We start from the raw sequence: 23127 nt of genomic DNA, 5'->3' as shown, positions 1-23127 counted from the left end.
TCCTTAGGTGTCTTGCTGGCCACAGTTCACAAAGCTAGCTATCTCGTCATTACGATCCTGCTGACGTTCACTACCACCCAAGCTGTCGCTGTCGAACGAGGGAGCAGAATCATCCGCTTCCGCGACCTCACTATCCCCTTCCGGCTCCATGCTCGCGCGGATGGAGAACGCCATGCGGCCACCAGCGGTTTGATCGACCTTGCTCTGGAACTTCCCAGCCATCTTCGACCCAACTCCTTTAGCTAGCTCGCCAGCCGTTCCAGCTCCCAAGGATGCTGCTCGCTTGAATCCACTACCGCCACCAGATCGGGAGCCAGAACCAGCGAAACCAGCCGCCTGCGCAAACGGAGTGTCACCGGTGCCAGCTTCATCTCCAGTGGAGCTGCTGCCACTCCCACCACCGCTGCTGTTACCTCCAGTGCCAAAGCTCGGCATGTCAGCTCCAGACCCCGACATATTGGACTGGGCTTTCTCGAAGGCAGCCTTGATGGCTGACCCGCCACCTACTGCATTCGCCGCACCGCCCAACATCGCGCTCCCAGCCATCTTGCCCGCCGTGAGGGCCATACCTGCCGCTGTCATGGCTGCTCCTACCGCAGCACCGGCACCGAATGACCCGATGCCCATTGCTCCCACACTGCCACCCGACACCAGACCGGAAATCATCGGTGGAATCTTGTTAACCAGAAATAGCAGGATCACCGAAACGACCAGCATCACGACCAACTCCTGGGACGCCATGTTCTCGCTCATCTGCGAGTAGTAGTGAGTAATAAACTCCCTACCGATGGCAACCAGGAGCACCATTGCCATCAACTGAGCCGCTATGCCGAGAATAGCCTTGTAATAGTTGATCGCCATGTCTGATGTCCAACGAGAGCCGCCAAACCCCAGGAAAAACACTCCGGCATAAAGCAGTATCCAACTGGCGGCTAGCAGCAGGAGTAGGTTGACGGAGATAATCGCCAACACCAGCAATACGGCCAAGGCCATACCTTCCATCACCAACGCAGTGGCAAACTGTTTCCAGCTCAACTCTGACGTAGCCTTCACCGTCTGGTCGTACAGTTCAAAACCGATATCGAGGATGCTGGAAGGCCCCAAGTTGCCGTTGGAGAGGCCACCGGCTTGTGCCCCAAGGGTTTGCAATGACTGTACGATGGTTCCCGCGATGTTCATGCCCTGAGTCGCGTTCGTCAGCAACCACCAGAAAAAGCCTGTAAAGATGGTGAAACGAACAAGCTCGGCAAAGAACTCACCAATGTCGGCCTTGCGCAGCGCCATCATGCCGAACGTCCAGACCATCGAGATCACTACCAGGGTCCAGAACAACCGACTGGCGGCCGCTTCTATGGCAGGCCCCCACGTTGATGCCGCGGAATGAAAGCGGTCCAACACATCATCCATGATGTTGCTGCTGGATAGCTCCTGAGCCATTGCGGTATCGGACAGCATGACGACGGCCATCACGCCCAAGCCACCAAAAACGAATCGTTTCATGCGACGCCTTCCCTCAATATCTGTCGGGGGAGCTGGGTTCGAACTCCCATTCCCGCATGCGTTGGGCCTTCTCGAACGACCGGCAGGCTTCGGTAAAGGCTTGGCGGTTCGATTCCCGGCTCAGCTCACGGATAGCCTGCTGAAAGGCAACTGGCGCGCACGTGATCGCACTCGCCTCAGGTACCGTTTCCTGCTCACAACCTACCAAGGCAACAGCCGCCACAAGTGGGATGATCTTCTTCATCGCAGCCTCCTTAATAGCGATCTGCTGCGCTAGGTTGGTAATTCCAGGTACGCATCTGCCTTTCTCGCGCTTCCCCTCTGGCGTTAGCATCCAGTTCGGCAGCGAGACGGGTGGCTTCAGCGTTCTGCTGAGCAATCAGCAAGCTGCGGATTTGCAGGAGTTAGTTGGCTTGGTTACTGGCTAGCTGGTTGGCGTAACCAATGGCGGCAAGCTGGCCATCCGCGCCCTGAGCAGCAGATTGCAAACGTTCAAGCTGTCGAGCATCAGACGCCAGGTTATCTTGTTGCTGATCCAATCCACGGAAGAGCGCATCGTTGGCCGCTTTTTGCGATTCAGACGCCAGGCGACGATTTTCATCCATCGCTGCACGTTCGGCATCCGTGCAACCGCCGCCATTGAAGCAGGGGGAACTCCGGTAATACGCTACGTCCTGGAACTTGCCCAGATAGGCATCGAGGCTGCCGAGCTGATTCTGGTAATGCTGAAGCGTATTGGTGGCTTGGATCAGATCATTAATCGTGGATTGTGCCCTGTCCCAGATATAAGCCGCTGGAGCCATGGTGTTTTGCAACTGGTTTTCATACTGCTGCAACTGCGTCTGATACTGCTCGATCAGCTTGAGGGTCTGGGCCACAGATTCCATTGCAGTCATGATGTTCTGTGACAAGTTTCCACCATCGATGACAGGGATTCCCGCTTGGGCAGGCATGGACGTGGTCAACGCCAAGGACATGATGAGAGCAGCCGTTTTAGCCGCTAAAATTCGTTCTCTTCTCATGATTGAGTGCTCTTAGCTTCATCGTGACTAAGTTGCACTCACCAACCTATAGCGGCTCACTCATGAAGATTGCGAGCCCCTACCCCTGCTGGAGACCCCAGCGGTGAAGTGTGGACCTCTACAGGGATAGCTCGTCACTTACTATCCCGGCGTCCGACCTGCGCGACACCGTCAAAACGCGCGGCCAATGGTTGTTGAACATCGGTGTCATTGTCCTGGGGAACGGTTAGGCTTCCCAAGGGTTAATCGCATCTACTGTTTGTTGCCGCCTTCTAAAGGGAAAGCACTATAGTGAACGTCCCTTTTGCTGTCTTTTTGCCCTCTTGGCGTCCATCTCTGCCCGTAACTTGGCTTTGCGGCGCTCTTGCTCGCTCTGCCCCCGTGGGAGCAGTGTCGGAGTCTTGCCCGCTTGTCCCTCAAGGTGAAGCACATCGGCCTGGGACAGCGATTGCAGCCGGTTCCGGCGCACCGGAGGTGGCGGCTGACCGATGGGCGGCACTCCCGCCCGTTTGCTTCGGGTCTTGGCCGAGGCGGTGTTCTCGCCGTTCGCCAGAGCTTGGCGGCGAGTTTCCAGCCCGGCGTCCGCAAACCGGATAGGCAACTGTCCATCCGCTGCCGCCTTGATCACCCGCGCTTTGAACTCGGGCGAACCGTTTACGGTGATGCGCTCGCCGTAGCATTCCATCACCATCCTTAGCGCCTTCTGGATGCCTGCCTGGTCGGACTCCCTGGACACCTGGAGCCGGTCGCCATCGTCGCGCACGGCGCTGGCTCCGGCCCGGTAAACGATGGTGCCCTTCTTGGTGATGTTGTCGATCACCGGCGCATGGCCGGGCTTCGCCTGCCCCTGACCCTTCAAGGTGTTGCCCTTGAGGCCCTGAGCGGCCTCTCTAGCTCGTAACGCGGCCAGGGCCCCGGTATCGCCCTGCAAGGCTTCCCGTTTTAGCCAGTCTGCCCAGGTGCGGCGCCCGTGTGCTTCATGGATCGCCTGGCGTTCCTCACGGTACTGCTTCTGAATCGCGTCAATGTCGGCTTTCAGGGCGCTGCTGGCCTGCGCATACAGCAACTTCTTGGTCAGCCTGCCGCTGGTGAGCTTGATGGCCGCCCGCCGGGCCTTGCCCTTCCTCTTAGCGTTCTCAATCCGGCGGTCTTTCTGCCGCCGAGCTTTGTCCAGGGCCGCCGTCTTGTTGGCTGCCGCGCTCTGCTGTTCCGATTTGAACCGGGCGTAAAGCTCGGTGGTGTTCACGCGCAGCCGTACCGGGTCTTTGCGGTACTGGCGGTGGGGCTTGCCCTGTTGCGCCTGGTCAGGCTCGAACGGGCCGAAACGGGCCTCTAGCTTCGGCTTGGAGAAATCCCGCCCCAAGGTGCTCGCCTTGACCGCCGCGTCATCACCGGCCACGACAACCAGCCCATTCCCCCGCGCCCGGAGTTCCAGGCCATTGTCACGCATGACCTGGTGTAGCTCAGCCCAGGACTGTGCGGTTTTGATGTCGTCCAGGCACTCGCGCTTGATCCAACCGATCAGGCTTTCAATACCGGCATGACGCTCCATGTCGGCGGCTCGCGACTCGGCCCCGCGTCGGCGCGGCATGTGGTTGTCCTGCTGCAACCCATAGTCCCGTTCCATGACCTCGCACAGCTCGGCCAGCGTCTGGTGTGGGTAGTAGGGTTCGTGGATGGTGTTGCGCGTCGGGTGGATCTTATTGACGGCGATATGGATATGCAGGTTGTCGGTGTCGTTGTGAACGGCACTGATGCGCTGATGCTCGCCAAAGCCCAGCCCCTCGCAAATGCGGTCCTCGATGGCCGACAGGGTGTCGGCCTCGATCTGCTCCCCGGCCCGGAAGCTGACAATCAGGTGATAGGTCTTGTCACTCTTCGCCCTGGTGTTGGCAAACTGGGTCGCCAGCACTTCGCTGATGGCATCCCGAACCGAATACGCCTCGCAGTTGGTCAGACGTACCGCGCCAAGACGGTGCTCCTTGCTTTGCTCGTCGGTGATGTAGTTCACCAGACCAGCAAAGTCTGACTTGCCCAGGGAGCGCATGGGGACGTGTTTGGCGATCATCAGTGCCAGCCCCACATTTTAGCGGCTAAAAAAATCACGATCTGGCCCTTGGCTGCACCACAGATTTCAATACCTGACTCATTTCCTCCTGAGTGGCTTCGATCCTTCCGAGCAGGCTAAGGATGGTAGCCGCCCCGAAGTGAGCCGTTCTCACGTCATCTGTCAGCCAGAGCTTGAGCAAGCCCCCTAAACGACCCAAGTCCCCATTTACACGAACCAGCTCGCGGACATACTCGTAGTCCATAACGCCACTAACCTGATAGCCCTGCCCCACTTCCCGCAGAAAACAGGCAACGCTTAGCCCTGCCTGCCTGGCGTTGGATTCAATCAGTTCTCTCTCTTCCGGAAGGCAGTACACCTTGAGCGGAGTGCTGTTCTTCCGTGTCACTCTTTGCTTCTCACTCATGCCAGCTCCTATCTCAGATGCCATGCCTCGAAGAGCAGGATGTCCGTTGAGCACCGCAGGTGCGAATAAGGACCAGTGAAGAGGAACACCACGCTTGCGGGGTGGGACTACTTCACACATCCTGCCCGCACTTCAGCGATGATTTTTGTAGGTACGCCATGTGCAAAGCATCGCTATTTCTCTGCATTTCGTTGCACCCGCCCGTTTTTTCCTGTGCATCTGTGACAAACAGTCTCGAACCCTGACGAAGTCGACACTTACGGCGATAATGCAGCACTCCAGAAGCGGTAAAGCAGCGATCTAACAGCGATTTACCCATAGCGGTGTCCTTGCGCTTTCCACATTGAAATACACAGCTTTCCACGCGGTTTCCGCACTGCCCCTCAAGTGTCAATGAATCAGAAGCGCTGCCCCTCAAGTGTCAATGAAAGCGCTCAAGTCTTGCCGACCGCGTTGCGTAGTGCTGTAAGCCCATGCGCGGAGCTCATTCGATGCGGAAGACCCGCCGCCTTGACCGCTTGGTTCGCAACCTCGTGCCCAGCTCGCTCTGCTAGATCGGCGGGGCTGCGATTGCTGTCATCCTCCAGCAGCGAGTAGTCCGTCAGTTGTTCGCCATTCATCAACCGATTGAGCAAGGCTCCATACTCCTGGGTGAAGTGACGTTCGAGACGTGACCAAGCCGACAACGCCGTGCTATGCGTAAGTTCCCACCAGCCAACGGCGCTACCCGCCATCCTCACGGCTTCATGACTCCAGTGCCATCGGGTCGGTTCATGAGCATGGGCGCATACCTCACGCCACGCCTCCTCCAGACCAGGCATACCAAAGTCTTCTGGGCGCGGCTCACAGAGAACCGCGAATGCAGCAGGTTGCGGTGGCCAGGATTCGTTACCCGTCCGCGTTGCTTCCTGCACCGCCTCACGACAGCGTTTGATACCCAGTTCGAGGTGTCGACGAGTCAGGAAAGCCAGCTCAGCCATCCAGACACCTGATTCATCGAAGACCCCCCACTGGCTCGTGAACTTCCATCCGTACAGCACACCCAGAGCATCAAACAACTGATCCACGTCAGTTTCTCCGATCAGCGGGCCAGTCTTCGTCGATGATTCCCCCACTCTGTTGAGCTTTGGCGCGTGCGCGTGCTTCTGCGGCGGTAACACGGCGAGATGGAGTGCGTTGGCGGAGATGTCCATTAGCGAGTCCTCCGGTAGTGGACTGAGCTGCGAGTACATCTTTGCGCAGCCAGTCGGCAAGCTTGGTATGCCAGGCAGCCGTACTGGCCGTGCGACCAGTATCGGCATGGTGGGCCGTGAACTTGGCGAGCTGATATCGCTCGGGAGCCAGATCAGCTAAGAGACCTGCTCGTAAACAGGCCATCGACAGCTCAGTAGGGTCCGGCGTCCATTCGAGGGTCATGGGAAAGCGATCAGAACGTATTGGGATGGTTGACGAAGATTCCTGAAGAGGAACTGCGTCACTGTTCTGATCCGCTCGACCAAGCATCGACTCTCCCGCCTGAGAGTGAGAGAGGTTCATTGATGGTTCATTGGTGGTTAGGGGGACACCAGATGTCCAGGGGCCCTGGTCACCAAGTGTCCGGGGGCCCCGGACTCCACGTCCCTGGGGGGTGGACTCGGTGTCCAGGGGGGTGTAAGTCCTCTCCGCGACTCGATTTGCCAGTCTCAGTTGATACAGGTTGCTGGTCTGCCCCGCCGCATTCCGACGAGGCTGAATGCTGAGTAACTGATACTCTTCGAACTCACGTAACCAACGGCGAACGCTCTTGGTACTGGACTCACAGCGACGTGCCAGAGTGGAGATGGCTGGCCAACACACCCCTTCTTCGTTGGCGTTGTCGCCCAACGCTACCAACAGCAAGCGACGCCCAGCCTTGTTGTCACGCTCGTTCAGGTAGCTCAGTTGGACATCCCATGCCCAGTTCATGGCGACAATACTCACGCCTTACCCCTTCGTATCCGCTTCACTTTTCCGCTCTAACCGCTCAGGCTTCATCAATCAGCCCTGCAACGTCGGTTGCACGGAAATAGACACGCCTTCCAACCTTCCTCTTGGCGGCATTCCATTTCACAGCAAACTCTGACTGGCTCTGCAAAGATATTCGGAGACCATCGGGACTACGCTTCAACAATTCCGACAAATCGGTCAGGGAGAGCAATGGCCCATAACGTTCAAGCAACTGTTCTTCGGTTGTCATAAACACCTCAAGATAGCGCATAGCGAGATTACGCTTTTAATATCTACGCCAACTTGCGGTTATTTTCAAGCAATTGATTTAAAAGAAAAAAGTATAGCTATACCTTCCTTAAAATAGTTCACCTATACTTTCTTAAAAGAACTCACATAATTCAAAAAACCACGATATTTCAATATGAAAACTTAATCAGAAAACCAGGCATCCACGCCCCTCAAGTGTCAATAATCACCCTAGATGAATCGCCTCGCGCACGGGGCTTGGTCAATGCACTTCATTTCATTGATACTTGAGGGGCACTTTTTTATGCAGGCCTCTGGAAGCATAGAGACATGCGCCGTGTACGGGGAAAGACTAGACAGGAAACAGGTGGGGTGGTGCGATCATGTTAGGCCGCGCCATAAGAGAAAAATTTTAGCTGCTAAAACCGCATCTCTACAGCCTTAAGAACGACTCTACTTTTTTGGTTTGGTGTAGTATGTTGTAGTAGTATACTACAACATACTACATATCCCCTAGATTTCGCTATCGAATGAGTCATTGGTGGAGGTTTTTTGCCATCGCCACTGCAGTTCATCCTCATCATTGAGAATAAAAAGTCCTGACCAAATAGCGACCCAAAATTGCATTGTCACTAGCCACGGCCTCCCCATGAGCCATCCAATGGCTCTCACTCCTGACATCCACAATGGTTCACGACGGGAAAGTACTGTAGAGGGGCTAATAACTCTAAACTTAGGAGCCAAAAACCCCCATCTCCAGTAGTCTTGCAGCCTTTGCTTTGCCCATTTTATAGAGTTGCAGTTCCACCAAACGCCCCACCGAAACTTCCACTCATCGTGCATCAACCAGCTATGTGTCAAATAGGAAATTTGAGAGTCAAATTGAGAGACCACCTCTCCCCCCTCAAGCTCTACTTGACACTTACGGAACTGCACAGACTCGATAGAAAACATTATTTTATTATTCGATAACGTAATCAACTCTTGGCATGGCACATTCACCATGCTGCATACGATGGGTCGCTCATCAATATCACTCAAACAGATCTTTTCTTGATAGCGAATTCCTCCTCCAACAGCCTCAAAGAAAACCTCAAGATTTAAAATATTATGTTTTTTTGAACGAAAAGCCAGCTTCGATACTTTCGCACCGGCATCAATAGGCTTTGCTAACTGTAAGGAGTATTCCAGATAGCTCCCCAGAGGAATCCACCTTGCTCCCAAATGGTGACGACGCGCCCAAGCCTCGTGAGAGCGACGAAAAGTCTTTAAAAAAAGAAATCTGGTTACATAACCCCAAACCCAACAAGCAACTTTCACAACTAAACTAAATGGCATTGGAATAGACATGAGCACCTCTAACAGATTTTTAAAATTTCAAAAAATACCCAATGCAAAATTAAAAACGAATAACTCTCATCAGCAAAACCTTGTTATTAAATAATAAAAACCACCAAACCAATTGCGAAAGACAAGTTTTTATAGCATTCAGCTGTTTGCATTTGCAGCTTTTTTATCATTCCTGATTCGCCATCTACGGCCAAAACATGCGTAAATTATTAAAACAGAGAAGCTGGCACCCAAGCTAACTACATCCACATGCTCTCTGAACTTATAGCCAGAAAAAATCATCAGAACAAAATAGATGGCTCCTAAAAAATCAACAACTAAGCTATGCTTCGCCTCTTGGTTTATTAGATATAACATCAGCAGTGACACTGGATAAACTATTGCCAAACAATAGATGCCTAGGGAAATAAACACGACTGAAGTATGCGCAAGCTCAGTTTCTGGAGCACCTCGGGTGACAATAAACAACCCGGATCCGATGCCAATTAACATACCACTGGCAATAAAACCACAGCTAATTCCAGCCCTACTTGGAGGTAGCAATATTTTCTCAAACCACCACTTCTCATTGTGATTCTTTGTGCCACACCAAGTAACAATTGCTGTTACCACCAAACTGCCGACACTGAGCAAAAAGAAATGGGCAATAGATATTGGCTCTTGGATTAAGCTTAAATACCAATCGGGCAAGTCACCAGCAAGATCAATGAAACAATCACCGATTATCACCACAAAGAAGCCAGATGTTAAAAACACCAAAAAGCTTTCAAACGCCGAACATATTGATATTTTTTCAAATGCTGTTTTTCTCAAAGCTTCACCCCATTCACATTAACACATCCACAAAAACCAGGTAGAACTTATTTTATCAAGCTTTACTACCAGATTTTTCGCCCTTAAATGAGTATATGGCCTCAACATCTGCATCGACTTGTGGCCACCGAACGCTGCGACATTCTGGTCAGAAAGTCCAGCTTCTACCAATACCAACCGCCCGACGGCCTCATGACATAGGTGGTGAAAGCAGAAGTTATCGCGCCCAGCTTGTTTCTTCGCCTGCTCCAGAGCTTGTTGTAGGCGTAGGGCCACGTTTGCCGTCCCGACCGGGTTCACCGAAGAACGCCAGGTTGAGGTGTTTCAGCTGCCATCATCATGGAAATTTTATCCTACTAGGCAGCTTAACGTATTGCTGAGTATTATTTGAAAGGCGCAACGAAGAGTAACCACCTATAATTCTATGCCCCACCCAACGAGAATCTATTATTTCTTCTCCTCCAGAAGGGTTAACCAAAAGCAACCTTCCCATAAATTCAAGCCATTCTCCAGGAGAAAGAATAGATTTCGAGTAACCATGGAACGAGCGACCACTCTCATATACTGCCATATTTGTCACCACCCGCTTTCCAATCAACCTCAACATCCTTGATGTCACATAATCTTTCTCCCACTCCTTTATAGAAAAATCCACCATTGGAACATGATACTTTCTCCCCTTTCGAATAAACATAGAGTGAAAAGCAAGCTCTTGATTTTCCTTCAGCTTATTTATCTCGTCATTAAGCCACCCCCTTCCAATCATTGATGAGGCAACAGGAAACACCTCCCTGTCGTCGAGAAGAGAATCTCTCACATAATTATATCTACTAAAAAAAAGCTGGGCATCCATGCCCCGAAATATATCACATATAAAATAGATCGGATGCTCCTCACTAATCATCGGACTCTAATTCCCTGTAGAACTTGGTATGTATGAATGGCGAAGTCATCTGTCATTCCAGAAATAAAATCTACGACAAGATGATTTCGAGCATCTCTCTCATCTCCATCGGAGTTTTTCAGAGATCTCTTCATGAATTCATATTTTTTAACATACGACTTTGGCAGCCTATTAAACACTCGCATATCAAACTCAAGAGAATGCGCCTTTGCTTTTTTATAGTCACCATGCAACAGGCATTCGAAACGACTCTCATCCATTTCAAGAATGTGGCGAAAATGTCCTAAGATTCCTTTTATAGCACTATTGCCAGCTAGCTCTATCTTTTCAACATCCTCATTGCTATATATATATTTTCTTGCAAAGCTCTTAATAGATTTTATTTTACCCCCAGCCTCTTTATTATCATCTATCAGTTTAACTTCTTCACCAGCACCTATTTTTTCAATATTTTCAACAAACTCTTCAGCTGCCTCTTCAACAGCAACCCTTATCAAATCAGTTTTAAACTTAACGAAGGTGTCTACTGGACTATTTGTATCATCTTCGTACCAATCAAGCTCTTCTCTAAGCTGATAGCTTTGAATAACGTTCTTTTCTAACCCATCTTCAAGGTCGCTAGTACAATAAGCAATATCGTCGGCTGCTTCCATAAGCTTCGCTAACGGAAATGCTTTTCCCTCTTCCCAGCCCACCAATTCGCATGCTTGTTTATATTTCTCATAGTCATAATCAAAAATACCGAATTTCTCAGGCGCCGCAGCCTTAGCAGATTTTTGTACCCATGGGTACTTAATACAAGAAAGTAATAGCGTAGCAGTCAAATTCAGCCCATACTCATCCTTTCCGCTCAAAAAGCAGGCGAGTCTAAACCCTTGAGGATTACCATCAAAAAAACGCAAATTAGTATTTTCTTGATGTTGCCGAAACCAATTCCTAATAGCAGCTTCCCCTAGATGACCAAAAGGGGGATTACCTATATCATGCAGCAAGCAACTTGTTTCCACAGCATTAACGAAAGCAGCCAGATTTTCGTATGACTTCCCACCAAGGTTAAGCTTTTCAATTACTTTCTGTGCAAGAAATCTTCCAACCTGCGACACCTCAATTGAGTGGGTAAGCCTAGTCCTAACCGCTGCATTTTCATCTAAAGGGAATACTTGAGCTTTCTGCTGAAGTCGACGAAATGCCGCTGAGTTTACAACCCGGCCCTTATCACTTTCCGAAGAAATCAACTCATTTGTTTCCGAATGAACGCTACTTTTCCTTAACCGATCACTTACAACAAGGTCAAGCAATTCGTTTCCATCAAAAGCCATATCTCCCTCCACTTCACATATTAAACCATCAAGCAACATTGACAAGAAATTCTTGATTTTTTGGAATCTTTCTCTATTTATAAAAACCCCTTACATCAATAATCATTCTTGCCGCCTAGGCTCTATAATCTACATTGAATACGATCTAGTTTCTCAACCAATTCTTCAGCTCGCAAGTGAGTATACCGCCGGAGCATCTGCATTGACTTGTGCCCACTGATCGCGGCGACCTCCTGGTCGGATAGCCCCGCCTCTACCAGGCGGCTGACGGCTTCATGGCGTAGGTCATGAAAGCGGAAGTCATCGAGCCTGGCCTTCTTCTTGGCCTGGTTCCAGAGCTTGGTGTAGGCGTAGGGGCCGCGCTTTCCGTCCCTGCCAGGCTCACCGAAGAACACCAGGTCACAGTCGAGCGGGCGCACCGGGTTGTTCAACGCCTGCTTGAACACCTCGGTGGCCGCCTGGGTCAGGGGCACCAGGCGAGCTTCGTTGTTCTTGGTGTCCGTGAGGCGCACCACGCGGCGTTTCACGTCGACCTGGGAGCGAGAGAGGGTCAGGATCTCCGACGAGCGCATGCCCGTCTCCAGGGCGATTCTGGCGATCCAGGCCAGCATGGGGTTGCTGTGCTGCCGTAACACGGCGAACAGGCGCTTCTCCTCGTCGGGGCTCAGGCGCCGGTCGCGCCCTTCCCCAGGGCTTGGCTTGCGGATGTTCTGGACGGGGTTGTAGGTCAGACCCAGGCCCCATTCCTGGATGGCCACGGTGTAGAGGTGGCCGAGCAAGGCGAGCTCCAGGCGCACGGTATTGGGGCTGATGGGTTGGCCCCGATGCCCAAGGCTGTTCAACCGGTCATCGCGGTAGTGGGCAACCAGCTCTGGCGTCAGTGCCGCGAGGGAGTATTTGCCCAGGTGCTCGATCAGCGTGTTGGCCTTGTGGCGCTCACTCTTCTGGGTGCTGGGTTTCTTAGTGGGGGTGACATCGGCCAGGTAGCGCTTGAGCGCTGCTTCTAGCGTCATGCGCTCCGAGGCGCTGCGCTGGATATAGACGCCGCGGACCATCTCGTCTTCGGTGCGGCGTGCCCAGTCCTGGGCATCTCGCTTGGTGCGGAAGGTCTTGGCGGTGGTGGGCCAGCCGGTCTTACGGATGACGGCTTTCCAGCTACCGGCGGGGGTCTTGACGATGGTGGCCATGAAAGTCTCCAGGGGGCTGAAGGATCGGCACTGTACCGAAACTGTACCCTTGGACTATGGGACTCACCACAGAAAATTCTTAAGTAGCTGATTTTAATGGTGGGCCCAGCTGGACTCGAACCAGCGACCAAGGGATTATGAGTCCCCTGCTCTAACCAACTGAGCTATAGGCCCTGCATTGCGCCGCCGTATGATAGCGAATGCTGCCGGGCGAGGCCAGAGGCTCGGGGTCGGCTTTTTCCGTGCCGACGGTTCGGGCACTTCTCAGCGTTTGGCGTGTCTTCTGGGGGAAGCTTCCGCTGCAGGAGACGCACCGCTGATGAAACGCCTTTTCTCTTCCTTCTCTTTGATCGCCCTGGGCGCCTCCGCCCTGCTGTTCGCCCTGCCGTTGGCGGCCTGGGAGCTGGATCCCGAGCACTCGCGGGTCTCCGCCACGGTAATGCAGATCACTCCCGATGGGCCCGTGCCGCGCCAGCATGAGGTACGCCGGCTTTCCGGCAGTGCGAATGAGGATGGCTCCCTGGAGATGCCGCTGCGGCTCAACCAGAGCGACGTGGTGGAACGGCTCGGGCAATTGCCGCCGTGGCTTGCCGGCGTCACCGAGCGGCCCATGGCCACACTGACCACGCAGTTCCCGCCCGGACGGCTGGACCGGTTGGCGGTGGGCGATTCCCTGGTGGAAACCCTGACCATGAAGGTGCGCTCGGGCAATGCCGTGCGCGAGGAGTCGCTGCCGGTGCGCTTCACCAAGACGAGCAGCGGCCAGGTGCAGGTGACCAACGCCGAGCGGGTGGCGCTGGATGGGCAGGCACTGATGGCCAACCCCACCCTGCGTTCGGTGCTGCTGCTGCTCGGCTATGAGCAGATCGGCGACGAGGTACCGGTCAGCCTCGATGCCCTGCTGGTCAAACCAGAGACTTAAAACCTCTCGGGCAATATGCCCTCTCAGCCAAGCGCCTCGCTCTCCTCCAGCGCCCCGGTCTGCACCTTCCATTGGGCGGCGTAGCGGCCACCCTTCTCGAGCAGCTCGGCATGGGTGCCCCGCTCCACGACTTGCCCGGCGTCGATCACCACGATCTCGTCGGCGTGCACGATGGTCGAGAGCCGATGGGCGATCATGATCACCGTGCGGCCGTGGCCTATCTTGGCCAGCGAGCGCTGGATCGCCGCCTCGGTCTCGTTGTCCACCGCGCTGGTGGCTTCATCGAGTACCAGGATCGGCGGATCCTTGAGCAGCGCACGCGCCAGCGAAAGGCGTTGACGCTGGCCGCCGGAGAGGCGCACGCCGCGCTCGCCCACGGCGGTATCGAGCCCCTGGGGCAGGGCCTGGATGAACTCCCACGCTTCGGCGGTGCGCGCCGCGTCGATTACCTCCGCCTCGCTGGCCTCGGGACGGGCGTAGGCGATGTTGTCGCGAATCGAGCCCTCGAACAGGTAGACGTCCTGGCTGACCAGGCCAATGGCCTGGCGCAGCGACGCGAGGCTGACCTCACCGATCGGCTGGCCGTCGATGCAGACACGGCCGGCCTGGGGATCGTAGAAGCGCAGCAGCAGCTTCATCAGGGTCGACTTTCCCGAGCCGGTGGCGCCCACCAGCGCCAGGGTATTGCCGGCGGGCACGTGCAGGCTAACGCCATCCACGCCCACGCCGCTGGTCGCATAGCGGAAGCTCACCGCCTCGAAGCTCACCTCGCCGCGCACTGGCTCGGCCAGCGGCTGGCCTTCGTTGTCCTTCACCGTGATCGGCACGGCGAGCAGGTCGAGGATGCGCCGGGTGCTGGCCATGGCGCGCTCGAACAGGTCGATCACCTCGGCCAGGCCCGTCAGCGGCCACAGCAGGCGCTGGGTGAGGAACACCAGCACGCCGTAGGCGCCCACGTTGAGGTCGCCGCGCAGCGCCATCATGCCGCCGACGGTGAAGGTAGCCAGGAAACCGGCCAGGATCGCCATGCGGATCACCGGGATGAAGGCCGAGCTGACCTGGATGGCGCGCCGGTTGGCCTCGACGTAGGCTTCGCTGACGCTGCGCAGCCGCTCGGCCTCGCGCGCCTCGCTGGTGAAGCTCTTGATGGTGGCAATGCCGGAGAGATTGTTGGAGAGCCGGCTGGCGAGGTCGCCGACCTTCTCGCGCACGTCGGCGTAGAGCGGGCCGGCCTTGCGCTGGAAGAAGAAGGCGCCCCAGATGATCAGCGGGATCGGCGTGAAGGCCAGCAGCGCGATCAGCGGCGAGATGACGAAGAACACCGCCCCCACCGCCACCACGGTGACGCCGACCTGGATCAGCGCATTGGCGCCGCCGTCGAGGAAGCGCTCGAGCTGGTTGACGTCGTCGTTCATGGTGGCCACGAGCTGGCCCGAGCTCTTCGACTCGAAGTAGGCCATGTCGAGGCGCTGGGCATGCTCGTAGGTGTCCAGACGCATGTCGGCTTGCAACCGCTGAGCCAGGTTGCGCCACAGGATCTTGAAGAGATACTCGAAGATCGATTCGCCGGCCCAGATGAAAAAGGTGAGCACGGCGAGCACCATGATCTGCTGCTGGGCGGTCTCGAAGCCGATCCGGGCGACGAAGCTGCGCTCCTGGTTGACCACCACGTCGATGGCCACGCCGATGAGAATCTCTGGGGCGATGTCGAAGATCTTGTTGATGATCGAGCAGGTCGTGGCGGCGACGATACGGCGGCGATAGCCGCGGGCGTAGCGCAGCAGGCGCACCAGGGCCTGGAAACTGTTGGCGGAAGCATCGGTTGGCATTTGAGAATTCCTTGCGAACAAGAGTCGCAGCTTACCGGGTCAGGGCGCTTCCACCAAGGAGGAACCAGGCCAGCCCGTCGACTCAAGCGGCTAGACGGGCGAACCACCGACATGATCTTGGCGCACCGGAACTGTACAATACTTAGCTTGCTCACCGCCAAGGACGCTCGATGCTCGCCGACCTCTTTGCCGTGATGGCGCCCGTGCTGGCCGGCGCCGGCCTGGGCTTCACCTGGATTCGCATGGGCCAGCCCTACCCCGTGGACTTCGTCACGCGCCTGGTCTTCAACATCGGTACACCGGCCTTGGTGATCTCGTCACTCGCCGGCGCTGACATCGACGCCAGCAGCTTCGGGCGCACCATGCTGGCCACCGCCCTGGTGATGGTTTGCATGGGCCTGGCCACCTTCGCCATGGCACGCCTGCTACGCCGAGATTGGCGCGTGTTGCTGGCCCCCATGATGTACCCCAATACGGGCAACATGGGGCTGCCGGTCGTGCTTTACGCCTTCGGGAGCGCCGGCTTCGCCTTCGGCATCACGGTGATGGTCACGGTCTCGCTGTTCCAGTTCACCATCGGCGCCGTGATCGCCAGCACCGGCAACCCGCTGCGAACGCTGGTCAGGACACCCACGGTTTACGCTATCCTGATAGCACTGACGCTGCTGCTGACCGACACCGAGCTGCCGCGCTGGCTGGCCAACAGCGTGGGGCTGATCTCGGGCTTCACCGTGCCGCTGATGCTGATCACGCTGGGCGTGTCGCTGGCCAGCATAAAGGTCAAGAACCTGCGCTCCGGGATCGGCTTCAGCCTGCTGCGCATCCCGGTCGCCGCGCTGCTGGCCTGGGGCATCGGCACGCTGCTCGATCTGTCGCCCTTGGCGCTCAGCATCCTGGTGTTGCAGATGAGCATGCCGGTGGCGGTCTTCAATTATCTGTTCGCGCAGCGCGCCAAGCGTGAGCCGGAGTACGTGGCCAGCCTGGTGTTCTGTTCGACGCTGCTGGCCTTGCTCTACCTGCCGATCCTGCTGGCGATCCTGATGTAGCGCCAAGGGCCGCATACGGGTGATGGGAACACCCAGGCCGCCCCGGAGTCTTTATTCGACGGGGGCGGTAACAAAATGCAAGGGAGGGAGACATGCTTAAGGCAAGCAAGCGGCTGGCAGTGCCTCTGCTGGCCGCTACCTTGGGGAGTGGCGGTTCGGCCCAGGCCGTCGAGGCCCTCGACCGAATCTCTACCGAACACCTCGAGCTGCGCCTGGAGCGCATCGCCGAGGGGCTCGAACACCCATGGTCGGTGGAGCAACTTCCCGATGGACGCTTCCTGGTCAGCGAGCGCCCAGGGCGCCTGGCGCTGATCGATGAGACTGGCGATGTCACCCACCTGCAAGGCGTGCCCGAGGTCAGCGCACAGTCACAGGGCGGGCTCCTCGACGTGGCACTGCATCCGCACTATGGCGACGGCGAGCACGATTGGCTCTACTTCACCTGGAGCAAGCCCGGCGCGGGCGGCACCGCCACCGCCCTGAGTCGTGCCCGGCTCGGCGATGGCGAGCTGACCGACGTCGAGCTGCTCTTCGCACAAGGGCGTTACAGCGATCCCGGGCGTCACTACGGCTCCCGGCTCGCTTGGCTGCCCGACGGCACCCTGCTGATGAGCGTTGGCGAACGCGGCAGCCCATCGCGTGCGCAGGATCGTCGTGACCATGCCGGCAGCGTGCTGCGGCTGACTGAGACCGGCGGCGTGCCCGACGATAACCCATTCGTCGGGAACGACGAGGCCCTCGGCGAAATCTTTACCTTCGGCAATCGTAACCCCCAGGGCCTGGTAGTCACCCAAGCGGGCGACGCCTGGGCCACCGAGCACGGCCCGCTGGGTGGCGACGAGCTCAACCGGCTGATCGGCGGCGAAAACTACGGCTGGCCCGAGGTGAGTCTCGGCAAGACCTACGTCTCCCGTCGCCCTGTCGGCGAGGCCACCCTGCCCGGCATGCGCGATCCCGTTCACGTCTTCGAAGATCGTTTCGCCCCCTCCGGCCTGGCTGAGGTCACCTCCCCCATGTTCGAGGCTTGGCGCGGCAATCTGCTGGCCGGGGGGCTGCACCGCGAGCAGCTGTACCGTCTGACGCTGGAGAACGCCCAGGTGGTCGACACGGAGTTGGTGCTTGACGGACAGATCGGTCGCATTCGCGACGTTCACCAGGGGCAGGATGGCGCCATCTACCTGATCAACGACGATCCCCAGGGCAGTCTCTACCGGCTGAGGCCGGTGAATTGAACTCAGGCGCGGCGCCCGGCCTGAGAGCCGGCACAGCCGCCGCATTCGTCGACCACCGTTCGCGAGCCGCCATGCGCCTACGCAACCTCATACTCCTGACCATCATCGCACCGCTCTTTCTCGCGCTGCTGACCTTCAGCCTGGTGGCCATCAAGTCGCTGGAGGACAACGTGCGCAATCGTCTGGAGCGGGAAGTCCAGGTCATCACCAACGTGATCGGCACGACCCTGAGCCAGGCCCTGACGCGCGATGCCACCGAGCCCCTGGAGGAGTCGCTCTACTCCGCTTTTTCGTTTCATCGCATCTACGGCGCCTATGTGTTCGACGCCAGCGGGCGGGAGATCTACGGCCTCGGGCTGGGCCAGGCGCTGTTCAGCCCCGAGACCATTCGTGAGGTGGCCGAGGAAGGAAAAATGCGGGCCGCCTACCGTGAGCACGAAGGCTGGCACTACTACTCGGCGTTGAAGCCGCTGCTTTCCGCCACCGGGGAGATTCAAGGCGTACTGCAAGTCAACCGCCTGAATACCGGCATCGAGAACTACACCGGGTTCCTCAGTCAGCTGGCACTGTTGGCCTTCGTCATCGGCGCCGCCGGCATCGTATTCGGCATTTGGTGGGGCTTTCGGCGCCACATCGAGCGACCGCTGGAGCGCCTGCTCGCCGTCATGCAGCGTGTCGAGGCCGGCGACCGCGGCCAGCGTGCCGAAGCCAAGGGGCCGCAGGAGTACGAGCGCCTGGCCGTTGCGCTCAACGGCATGCTGGATGCCATGGCCGAGAAAGACGCCGACATCGAGGCGCGCCGGCGCAAGGAGATCGAGCTCGAGAAACGCCTGCGCAAGTCGAAGAAGCTCGCCGAGCTGGGCGTGCTGGCCGCCGGGGTTGCACACGAGATTGGTGCGCCGCTCACGGTGATCAACGGCCAGGCCCAGCGCCTGGCCCGGCGTGAGACCCTGGACGAGGCGGATAGGGCCAAGCTCGGGCGCATTCGCAGCGAGGTGGAGCGTATCGTCGAGATCGTGCGCCAACTGATGGAGCTGGGTCGCCGTCACAATGTCGAGAAGGAGCCGCTGGAGCTGTCCGACCTTCTCGCGACGGCACGCGAATTGGTCGAGGAAGACCTCGAGCAGAACGCTATCCGGCTCGAACTCGACCTTGCGCCGTCATCCTCACCGCTGCTGGCCAACGGCCAGCAGTTGATCCAGGTGCTGACCAACCTGCTACGCAACGCCGCCCAGGCCGAGGGCGTCAGCCGTGTCCGCATCCACTCACGGGAACAGGGAGGCTGGCTGACGCTATGGTTGGAGGATGATGGCACAGGAATCGCCGATCAGGACAAACCGAAGGTCTTCGATCCTTTTTTCACCACCAAGCCCGTTGGCCAAGGTAGTGGCCTGGGGCTTTCCATGGTGCACCGAATCATCAACGACCATGGTGGCACCGTCGGGGTGTTCGACAGCGAACTGGGGGGAGCCGGCTTCGAGATCGGACTGCCACTGAACGATAACGATGGAGGAGGAACCGCCACGTGACTGGGAGCCACAGCCATACCGACCTTCCGATCCTCATCGTCGAGGATGACGCCGCCATTCTCGAACTGCTGGAAGAGGAGCTCCAGGAAGCCGGGTATCACACGCTAGGTGTAAGCAGTGCCGAGGAAGCCGTGGTTACCCTGAGTCATAGCGAAGTGGCTCTGGTGATCAGCGACGTACGTCTCCCCGGCATGAGCGGCATGCAGCTGCTCGAGCAGCTGCGCCATGAAGGCAATCGAGTGGGGTTCATCGTCATCACCGCCTTCGGCACCATCGACCAGGCCGTCGAGGCACTAAAAATTGGCGCCGACGACTTCCTTACCAAGCCACTGGACCTGGAGAGCGTGGGGGAGGCGATTTTTCGGGTACTGGAAAACCGCCGCTTGGCCGAGCGTCTGTATCAAAGCGAGCCGGCCGGCCACTTCCACGGCATCGTCGGCGAGAGCGAGACGATGCAGTCGCTCTTCCACGATGCGGCCCGCCTGGCCAGAAGCGATGCACCTATCCTGATCCTCGGGGAGAGCGGCACCGGCAAGGAGCTGCTGGCCCGTGCCATTCATGCCGAGAGCCCGCGGGCCGACGAACCTTTCATTGCCATCAACTGTGCCAGCATTCCTTCCGAACTGATGGAGAGCGAGTTCTTCGGCCATGTGAAAGGCGCCTTCACCGGCGCCAACGAATCACGCCAGGGCCTGTTCCAGGCAGCCAATGGCGGCAGCCTCTTTCTCGACGAGATCGGCGAGATGTCGCCCGGCCTGCAGGCCAAGCTGCTACGGGCATTGCAGGAGAAGATGATCAAGGCAGTGGGTGCCGAGAAGGAAGAAGCAGTGGATGTGCGCATCATTGCCGCCACCCATCGCGACCTGGAGCAGGAGATCGAGAGCGGCAACTTCCGCAGCGACCTGTTCTATCGTCTGGAGACCTTTTCGCTACGCATCCCTCCCCTGCGTGAACGCCCGGGAGATGTGGAGCGACTGATCTCCGCCATGATCGAGAAGCATGCCGGCGCCCAGGGCAAGCACATCGAGCGCATCGAGCCCCTGGCCTTGCAGACCTTGCTGGAATACCCCTATCCCGGCAACGTGCGCGAACTCGAGAATGCCGTCATGCGCGCCGTGACCCTGGCGGAGGAGGGTCTGCTCAGCCATGCCGACCTGCCCGAGCGTATTCGTCAGCATGGTCAGGAACAGCGGGGGGTGGCCCGTCAGGTCGAAGCCGGCCATGCCTTGATGACCCGTGGCCAGCAGAGTTGGCCCAGTCTGGAGGAGGTCGAGAAGCGCTACATTCAGAAAGTGCTCGAGGCGACGGGTGGCAACAAGCGGCGTACCGCCGACATCCTCGGCATCGCCAGGCGTACGCTCTATCGCCGCCTTGAGGAAGAGTAACCGCGTCGTAGCGATGCAATGCCATGGCAAGACACAAAAAGACCCCGTGGGAGCTCGGGGGCGAAGCACGCCATGCAATCCTACTGACGGTGCAAGGGGGGAGGGTGGCGGGCCGCCAGCGGATTGCGCCGCGTCATGCTAGAGTGACGCATCCTTGCGTCGATCCTACTCCTCTGGCCCCAGCCGCCCGGCCGGGGCCGAAACCCGGTAGATCACGAAGCGCCTTCGTTCTCCTCCTCCGGATAGTCCCACTCTTCTTCCTCGTTCTCGTACTCGTACTCGGGCTCTTCACCCGGGACCGCCTCCGCGCCCTTGCCGAAGCCGGCGTCGTCCTGCGCCCCCGGCATGGTCGGATCGGCACCCGGAACGGTTTCAGTGCCTGGCTGTTGCTGCATGCCCGGGTTCTGCTCCATTCCAGGCTCCTGTGGCATACCCGGCTCTTGCGGCATACCCGGATCCTGCTGCATGCCCGGATCCGCTTCGGTGCCCGGCATGGCCGGATCCGCGCCTGGTGCAGTGGTACCGTCGATACCCGGTGCCGCAGGATCCCCCGGATCGACGCCGGGTGCGGTCTCATGGCCCGGAGCCTCTTCCGTAGTCGGGTATGACGGCTGATCGGTGCCTTGCTGCGTCTGGTATTGGTCCTGCTGAGTCTGCTGCGCCAGCGCCAGCGGGCTCGCCGTCAGACCTACAGTAATGCCGAAAATGCCTAGCTTCTTCAGAAATTCCTTGGACATCATCTCTCCACCTCCTGCCATATCGTCTTGCAACGACGGGTTGGGCTTCCTGCCTGCCCCCGCCATCCTCGGCAGGGGCACGTGAAAGGGCCGTCGGTTTAACTGCCGCTGCCCTGCTCTTCCTCGGAGGACGCTTCCTGATCACCCTCCATGGTGGCCTGCTGCCCCTCGGGTTGCTCCTCAGGTACCGGTTCCTGTTCGGCTTCCGGGAGCGGATCCTGCTCGGGAGCCACGTTCTCGGTCACTTCCGAGTCAGCCTGGTCTTCCGTGTTTGCATCGGCGTTCGTCCCAGGCACCTCAGCGCCATCATCGGAAGCGGTGTCGGTCTGATCGATTCCGGGATCAGACGTCGCGTCATCCATCTGGGTACCCTGCTCCTCCATGGCGGGCGCCTCCTCCTCGATGGGCGGCAGCTCGTCTTCCTCATTGCCGCAACCAGCAAGTGACAGCGTCCCTAGCGCTACCGCCACTGCCGAAGCCAAGGCAGTCAGTCGCCAGGCAGATCTGGGTTTACGCGTCTCATGACTCATTGGCTCTCTCCCTGATTTGACTCGTCCTCACTCCGTTCCAGCAGAAGACGTGCCAGCCTCACCGGGATTTCTATTTTTTGCTTAAAATACAGAATATTAACTTTAATCAAGAGAAGCATTCCTGCTCCCCACACTGTGCTTATTGCTGGCGCAAATTGACACATGGGCAGGTCTGCCACAGGCAATGGCCCCGGATCTCGCACGGGCAGAAGCAAGGGGCAGCAAAAAGGGGCACCGAACGGTGCCCCTGCCAGGGAATCGGGCCTTGCGCCGCCGCACTATTCCGGCGTAATGCCCCGCAACCGCTCGCTACGACGCCGTAGCAGCTCCAGCGTCGTCAGCAGCAGCATGGAGAGCAGCACCAGCAGCGTCGCCACGGCCAGAATCGTCGGACTGATCTGTTCGCGGATACCCGACCACATCTGTATCGGCATGGTGGTTTGCGCGGGGCCGGAGATGAACAGCACCACTACGACCTCGTCGAAGGAAGTAATGAAGGCGAACAGGGCGCCGGAAACGACACCCGGCGTCACCAGGGGCAACACCACCTTGAAGAAGGTGCGCGTGGGGTTGGCGCCAAGACTGTGCGCCGCCTTGATCAGCGTGGTATCGAAGCTCGACAGCGTCGCGGTGACGGTGATCACGACGAACGGTATGCCAAGCGCGGTGTGCGCCAGGATTACGCCAAGGTAAGTCTGCGCCAGGTTGACCTTGGAGAAGAAGAAGAACATTGCCGCCGCGGAGATGATTAGCGGCACAATCATCGGTGAGATCAACAGCGCCATGATCGCGCCGCGCGCCGGCATGTGCCGATTGGAGAGGCCCAGCGCAGCCACGGTGCCCAGGACCGTGGCCAAAAACGTCGAGGCGATGCCGATGATGAAGCTGTTCTTGATGGAGTTGAGCCAGGCGCTGGAAGTGAAGAAGTCTTCGTACCAGCGCAGCGAATAGCCTGCCGGGTCGAGACTGAGCATTTTATCCGAGAAGGTGAAGTAGGGCTCCGCATTGAACGATAGCGGAATGATGATCAGCAGCGGCCCCACCAGGAACAGGAAGATCAGCGCGCAAATGCCCAGAAAGACGTAGTGCCAGATGCGCTCACCGCGAGTCGCGTAGGAAGGAATGGCCATCGGA

The 23127-nt window shown here is 57.7% G+C and carries 23 protein-coding genes and 1 tRNA gene; 5 read left to right on the top strand and 19 right to left on the bottom strand.

Going from position 1 to position 23127, the window contains the following annotated elements:
• Window positions 1–3: 3 nt before the first annotated feature.
• The 15 genes from trbL to KPL81_RS07480 all read right to left on the bottom strand — a co-directional run bounded on the left by trbL (window position 4) and on the right by KPL81_RS07480 (window position 12957).
• The gene (gene trbL / locus KPL81_RS07550) at window positions 4–1500 is read right to left on the bottom strand and encodes a P-type conjugative transfer protein TrbL (RefSeq protein WP_219791279.1); all 1497 of its coding nucleotides are present in this window, start codon (window positions 1498–1500) and stop codon (window positions 4–6) included.
• 13 nt (window positions 1501–1513) lie between these two features.
• The gene (trbK, locus tag KPL81_RS07545; protein ID WP_219791278.1) at window positions 1514–1744 is read right to left on the bottom strand and encodes an entry exclusion lipoprotein TrbK; all 231 of its coding nucleotides are present in this window, start codon (window positions 1742–1744) and stop codon (window positions 1514–1516) included.
• Between the two features lie 160 nt (window positions 1745–1904).
• Window positions 1905–2522: a P-type conjugative transfer protein TrbJ gene (gene trbJ / locus KPL81_RS07540; RefSeq protein ID WP_479688647.1), complete on the bottom strand. Its 618-nt coding sequence runs from the start codon at window positions 2520–2522 to the stop codon at window positions 1905–1907.
• Between the two features lie 286 nt (window positions 2523–2808).
• Window positions 2809–4590, bottom strand: a complete 1782-nt coding sequence (gene traI / locus KPL81_RS07535; protein WP_219791277.1) for a TraI/MobA(P) family conjugative relaxase — start codon at window positions 4588–4590, stop codon at window positions 2809–2811.
• Window positions 4591–4624: 34 nt separating this feature from the next.
• Complete coding sequence (gene traJ / locus KPL81_RS07530) at window positions 4625–4996, bottom strand: conjugal transfer transcriptional regulator TraJ (protein WP_219791276.1); 372 nt, start codon at window positions 4994–4996, stop codon at window positions 4625–4627.
• 434 nt (window positions 4997–5430) lie between these two features.
• Window positions 5431–6183, bottom strand: a complete 753-nt coding sequence (locus KPL81_RS07525) for a replication protein P (protein WP_422674116.1) — start codon at window positions 6181–6183, stop codon at window positions 5431–5433.
• On the bottom strand, window positions 6065–6940 hold the full coding sequence (locus tag KPL81_RS20875) for a DnaT-like ssDNA-binding domain-containing protein (protein ID WP_422674115.1): 876 nt from the start codon (window positions 6938–6940) through the stop codon (window positions 6065–6067). Before KPL81_RS20875 ends, KPL81_RS07525 begins: the two co-directional genes overlap by 119 nt.
• Before the next feature lie 58 nt (window positions 6941–6998).
• Window positions 6999–7211, bottom strand: a complete 213-nt coding sequence (locus tag KPL81_RS07515; RefSeq protein ID WP_016416860.1) for a hypothetical protein — start codon at window positions 7209–7211, stop codon at window positions 6999–7001.
• 512 nt (window positions 7212–7723) lie between these two features.
• A complete protein-coding gene (locus KPL81_RS07510) occupies window positions 7724–8560 on the bottom strand; it encodes a hypothetical protein (RefSeq protein WP_219791273.1) in 837 nt (278 codons plus the stop codon).
• A gap of 138 nt (window positions 8561–8698) precedes the next feature.
• The gene (locus KPL81_RS07505; protein WP_219791272.1) at window positions 8699–9373 is read right to left on the bottom strand and encodes a hypothetical protein; all 675 of its coding nucleotides are present in this window, start codon (window positions 9371–9373) and stop codon (window positions 8699–8701) included.
• An 18-nt stretch (window positions 9374–9391) separates the two neighbouring features.
• On the bottom strand, window positions 9392–9649 hold the full coding sequence (locus tag KPL81_RS07500) for a tyrosine-type recombinase/integrase (protein WP_338035598.1): 258 nt from the start codon (window positions 9647–9649) through the stop codon (window positions 9392–9394).
• A 61-nt stretch (window positions 9650–9710) separates the two neighbouring features.
• Window positions 9711–10277 carry a primase 1D-like protein gene (locus KPL81_RS07495; protein WP_219791271.1) on the bottom strand — a complete coding sequence of 189 codons (567 nt, stop codon included), beginning with the start codon at window positions 10275–10277 and terminating at the stop codon, window positions 9711–9713.
• Entirely contained in the window at window positions 10274–11596 is a 1323-nt protein-coding gene (dgt, locus tag KPL81_RS07490) for a dGTP triphosphohydrolase (protein WP_219791270.1), read from the bottom strand. The genes KPL81_RS07495 and dgt overlap by 4 nt, the downstream gene beginning before the upstream one ends.
• A gap of 122 nt (window positions 11597–11718) precedes the next feature.
• A complete protein-coding gene (locus tag KPL81_RS07485; protein ID WP_219791269.1) occupies window positions 11719–12783 on the bottom strand; it encodes a tyrosine-type recombinase/integrase in 1065 nt (354 codons plus the stop codon).
• Between the two features lie 97 nt (window positions 12784–12880).
• Window positions 12881–12957 (bottom strand) — tRNA-Ile (locus KPL81_RS07480).
• A 145-nt stretch (window positions 12958–13102) separates the two neighbouring features.
• Between KPL81_RS07480 and KPL81_RS07475 the strand changes: the two genes are divergently transcribed.
• Entirely contained in the window at window positions 13103–13705 is a 603-nt protein-coding gene (locus KPL81_RS07475) for a hypothetical protein (RefSeq protein WP_219791268.1), read from the top strand.
• A 23-nt stretch (window positions 13706–13728) separates the two neighbouring features.
• Here the strand turns inward: KPL81_RS07475 and KPL81_RS07470 are convergent, their stop codons facing one another.
• Window positions 13729–15534, bottom strand: coding sequence for an ABC transporter ATP-binding protein (locus KPL81_RS07470; RefSeq protein WP_219791267.1), 1806 nt, complete (start codon window positions 15532–15534; stop codon window positions 13729–13731).
• Between the two features lie 170 nt (window positions 15535–15704).
• On the opposite strand from KPL81_RS07470, the gene KPL81_RS07465 reads away from it, so the two are divergent.
• The 4 genes from KPL81_RS07465 (at window position 15705) to KPL81_RS07450 (ending at window position 20726) form a co-directional block, all read left to right on the top strand.
• Window positions 15705–16580: an AEC family transporter gene (locus KPL81_RS07465; protein WP_209476742.1), complete on the top strand. Its 876-nt coding sequence runs from the start codon at window positions 15705–15707 to the stop codon at window positions 16578–16580.
• Between the two features lie 92 nt (window positions 16581–16672).
• Window positions 16673–17812 carry a PQQ-dependent sugar dehydrogenase gene (locus tag KPL81_RS07460; protein WP_219791266.1) on the top strand — a complete coding sequence of 380 codons (1140 nt, stop codon included), beginning with the start codon at window positions 16673–16675 and terminating at the stop codon, window positions 17810–17812.
• Between the two features lie 71 nt (window positions 17813–17883).
• A complete protein-coding gene (locus tag KPL81_RS07455; protein WP_219791265.1) occupies window positions 17884–19341 on the top strand; it encodes a sensor histidine kinase in 1458 nt (485 codons plus the stop codon).
• Window positions 19338–20726: a sigma-54-dependent transcriptional regulator gene (locus tag KPL81_RS07450; protein ID WP_209476737.1), complete on the top strand. Its 1389-nt coding sequence runs from the start codon at window positions 19338–19340 to the stop codon at window positions 20724–20726. The genes KPL81_RS07455 and KPL81_RS07450 overlap by 4 nt, the downstream gene beginning before the upstream one ends.
• Window positions 20727–20938: 212 nt before the next feature.
• Here the strand turns inward: KPL81_RS07450 and KPL81_RS07445 are convergent, their stop codons facing one another.
• The 3 genes from KPL81_RS07445 to KPL81_RS07435 form a co-directional block, all read right to left on the bottom strand.
• Window positions 20939–21466 (bottom strand): hypothetical protein, encoded by a 528-nt coding sequence (locus KPL81_RS07445; protein WP_219791264.1) that lies wholly within the window; start codon window positions 21464–21466, stop codon window positions 20939–20941.
• A 95-nt stretch (window positions 21467–21561) separates the two neighbouring features.
• Window positions 21562–21993, bottom strand: a complete 432-nt coding sequence (locus tag KPL81_RS07440; protein WP_219791263.1) for a hypothetical protein — start codon at window positions 21991–21993, stop codon at window positions 21562–21564.
• Window positions 21994–22271: 278 nt separating this feature from the next.
• Window positions 22272–23123 carry an ABC transporter permease gene (locus KPL81_RS07435; RefSeq protein WP_209476731.1) on the bottom strand — a complete coding sequence of 284 codons (852 nt, stop codon included), beginning with the start codon at window positions 23121–23123 and terminating at the stop codon, window positions 22272–22274.
• Window positions 23124–23127: the final 4 nt, after the last annotated feature.

The sequence above is a fragment of the Billgrantia antri genome (genome assembly GCF_019430905.1).
GTDB classification, from domain to species: domain Bacteria; phylum Pseudomonadota; class Gammaproteobacteria; order Pseudomonadales; family Halomonadaceae; genus Halomonas; species Halomonas antri.
This window is presented reverse-complemented; position numbering and strand designations above follow the sequence as displayed.

Bases quoted from the DNA above. Each gene is read 5' to 3' on its own strand.
- trbL (WP_219791279.1), bottom strand. From the start codon at position 1,500: ATGAAACGATTCGTTTTTGGTGGCTTGGGCGTGATGGCCGTCGTCATG.
- trbK (WP_219791278.1), bottom strand. From the start codon at position 1,744: ATGAAGAAGATCATCCCACTTGTGGCGGCTGTTGCCTTGGTAGGTTGT.
- trbJ (WP_479688647.1), bottom strand. From the start codon at position 2,522: ATGAGAAGAGAACGAATTTTAGCGGCTAAAACGGCTGCTCTCATCATG.
- traI (WP_219791277.1), bottom strand. From the start codon at position 4,590: ATGATCGCCAAACACGTCCCCATGCGCTCCCTGGGCAAGTCAGACTTT.
- traJ (WP_219791276.1), bottom strand. From the start codon at position 4,996: ATGAGTGAGAAGCAAAGAGTGACACGGAAGAACAGCACTCCGCTCAAG.
- KPL81_RS20875 (WP_422674115.1), bottom strand. From the start codon at position 6,940: ATGAACTGGGCATGGGATGTCCAACTGAGCTACCTGAACGAGCGTGAC.
- KPL81_RS07515 (WP_016416860.1), bottom strand. From the start codon at position 7,211: ATGACAACCGAAGAACAGTTGCTTGAACGTTATGGGCCATTGCTCTCC.
- KPL81_RS07510 (WP_219791273.1), bottom strand. From the start codon at position 8,560: ATGTCTATTCCAATGCCATTTAGTTTAGTTGTGAAAGTTGCTTGTTGG.
- KPL81_RS07495 (WP_219791271.1), bottom strand. From the start codon at position 10,277: ATGATTAGTGAGGAGCATCCGATCTATTTTATATGTGATATATTTCGG.
- dgt (WP_219791270.1), bottom strand. From the start codon at position 11,596: ATGGCTTTTGATGGAAACGAATTGCTTGACCTTGTTGTAAGTGATCGG.
- KPL81_RS07485 (WP_219791269.1), bottom strand. From the start codon at position 12,783: ATGGCCACCATCGTCAAGACCCCCGCCGGTAGCTGGAAAGCCGTCATC.
- KPL81_RS07475 (WP_219791268.1), top strand. From the start codon at position 13,103: ATGAAACGCCTTTTCTCTTCCTTCTCTTTGATCGCCCTGGGCGCCTCC.
- KPL81_RS07470 (WP_219791267.1), bottom strand. From the start codon at position 15,534: ATGCCAACCGATGCTTCCGCCAACAGTTTCCAGGCCCTGGTGCGCCTG.
- KPL81_RS07465 (WP_209476742.1), top strand. From the start codon at position 15,705: ATGCTCGCCGACCTCTTTGCCGTGATGGCGCCCGTGCTGGCCGGCGCC.
- KPL81_RS07460 (WP_219791266.1), top strand. From the start codon at position 16,673: ATGCTTAAGGCAAGCAAGCGGCTGGCAGTGCCTCTGCTGGCCGCTACC.
- KPL81_RS07455 (WP_219791265.1), top strand. From the start codon at position 17,884: ATGCGCCTACGCAACCTCATACTCCTGACCATCATCGCACCGCTCTTT.
- KPL81_RS07445 (WP_219791264.1), bottom strand. From the start codon at position 21,466: ATGATGTCCAAGGAATTTCTGAAGAAGCTAGGCATTTTCGGCATTACT.
- KPL81_RS07440 (WP_219791263.1), bottom strand. From the start codon at position 21,993: ATGAGTCATGAGACGCGTAAACCCAGATCTGCCTGGCGACTGACTGCC.
- KPL81_RS07435 (WP_209476731.1), bottom strand. From the start codon at position 23,123: ATGGCCATTCCTTCCTACGCGACTCGCGGTGAGCGCATCTGGCACTAC.